Source organism: Enterococcus sp. 3H8_DIV0648 (genome assembly GCF_002140655.1).
Classification (GTDB): domain Bacteria; phylum Bacillota; class Bacilli; order Lactobacillales; family Enterococcaceae; genus Enterococcus_A; species Enterococcus_A hulanensis.
In genome coordinates, this window is sequence record NZ_NGLG01000001.1 from 1335739 (window position 1) to 1337737 (window position 1999).

Annotated in this window: 1 protein-coding gene and 2 pseudogenes; 1 reads left to right on the forward strand and 2 read right to left on the reverse strand. The window is 38.2% G+C overall.

Features of this window, described 5'->3' with window-relative positions; translation table 11 throughout:
- Together A5875_RS06085 and A5875_RS06090 are read right to left on the reverse strand one after the other, a co-directional pair.
- Positions 1–217 (reverse strand): annotated as a pseudogene (locus tag A5875_RS06085) (class I SAM-dependent rRNA methyltransferase); the annotation flags it as partial.
- A 61-nt stretch (positions 218–278) separates the two neighbouring features.
- A pseudogene (locus A5875_RS06090) lies at positions 279–896 on the reverse strand (response regulator transcription factor); the annotation flags it as partial.
- A gap of 236 nt (positions 897–1132) precedes the next feature.
- Between A5875_RS06090 and A5875_RS06095 the strand changes: the two are divergent.
- Positions 1133–1789, forward strand: coding sequence for a hypothetical protein (locus A5875_RS06095; protein WP_088932777.1), 657 nt, complete (start codon positions 1133–1135; stop codon positions 1787–1789).
- Positions 1790–1999: the final 210 nt, after the last annotated feature.

Below are 1999 nucleotides of genomic sequence, written 5' to 3' on the forward strand. Positions count from 1 at the left end.
CGATCGGTCGCTGTGTTTGATCAATCACCCAGCCGAAACCTTTATTTTGTTTCCCTAAATAACCAGTTGCGACATATTTATTCTTATTATCGACGAACTCTACCCACTCTAAGGGAATTTTTTTTATATTTTGTTTCAAATCCTCCACTTGAATTAATGGGTTGCCTTGGCGAATTCGTTTAATTCCATAATTATTTAATTCTATTTTCACTCTCATCCCTGCTTTCTTCTATAGTATATCTATAAATAATAGATTTCTAGATGTGTATAAGAGACAGAGCATCAACTGTCCGCTCATCACCAAAATATTGATAGTCCCAGACTAATTCTAATAACTGTTCACGTGTAAATACTTGACGCGGTTTTTTCGCCATCGTGTATAGCAGATCAAATTCCTTAGGCGTCAAACCTTCAATCGTCTTACCATCCAGATAGGCTTCCCGTGTTTTCAAATTCATCTTGAAATGATCCGTTTGGATATCAAAACTTTCATTGCTGGTCACCGTTTCATTTTGCGGTTCAGACGTTAATTCGCTGCGGCGATGCAAAGCCTTGATCCGCGCAATCAACGTTAATGGTGAGAATGGCTTCGTGACATAATCATCGGCACCCATTTCCAGACCGATGACCTGGTCACTTTCAGAATCTCTGGCCGTCAACATGATGATCGGCACTGTTTTAGAGATTTTGCGGATCTCACGGCCGACTTCCATGCCGTCCATACTTGGCAAGTTCAGATCAAGCGTGATCATATCCCATTTTTCCGGGTCCGCTTTGAAGGCATCCAGCCCTTCTTTCCCATCGTATTTAAATTCCGCTTCCCAACCTTCGTTCAAGAAAAACATTTGCATCATCTCAGAAACGGACTCATTGTCTTCAATCATTAAAATATTCATACTCTAACCCCCTGATATCATCTGATTCTCATTCTAAGTATACCTGTCTCTTATACACATCTAGATGTGTGTATAAGGGGTATATCTATGTCTGGCTTCACGAACTAGCTTTATCGGCAATAAGCAAAAGCTGAGCGAGTTCGCGAAGCCTTTCTTATCTGCTCTTATTTCTTCCGATAGAATTCATATTTCTTTCAAATTAGGATTTTATACTTATTACTAAGAGGTGGGAATCTATGGAATTAATTTCAACAACGCTTTCAACAATCAAACGGCATCGCATACAATTCTCGATTTCATGGGTGATCTGTCTGGTCACTCTCTTTATCTTGACGAGTTTAGGAATGCTTAAATTAGTGTTGAATCAACTCAATTCCTCCACGCAGATTCCGTTATTTACCACAAAAGAAATTCAACAACTACAGCAATATTATTCCGAGCGCTTGACTGCAAGTGCGATCGGCCTATTCATTTTGCTGCTGATCTTCTTTGGAATCCGAATTCACAGGCAAAGAAAATCAGCCGTCTCCATGAGGCAGCTGATCTACTCCACTGGTTTAGAATTTTTCCTTGGTTTGATGGTTGCCTCGATCTGTTTGATTCTGTTGTATACTCTTTTCGAACCTGCTTTCGAATCGATCTTGCAATCTTTCTATCATCAAGGCTTGAATCAATTAAAGGAATTGCCGAACTTTAGATTAAGTAATGGGTCAAGCGGAATCGCTTATTCAGTTCGTTCTTCTCTTTCCTTTGAGTTATCTTCAACGACTATGCTTGATTTGTTTTTCAGTTCATTATTTAAATCGATTATTTTTATTTGTGCCTGCTTATGTCTGTTAATTGGCTGTTCTCGTCTAATATATTTCGGTTCTATCAAGAAGAATGTTCGCTAAACACGAACATTCTTCTTTTTGTTTGTTCTTTTGTTAAACTAATTCTTGAAAGTCGATTGTTCCTTCATTATACTTAGAAAGTATTCGGTTTTTACCGATATAATGAACTTATTCTTAAGGAGCGTTTAATTATAATGGAGAAATTCTTTAAATTAAAAGAGCAAGGTACCAACATTTCCACTGAAGTAATGGCCGGAGTGACAACATTCT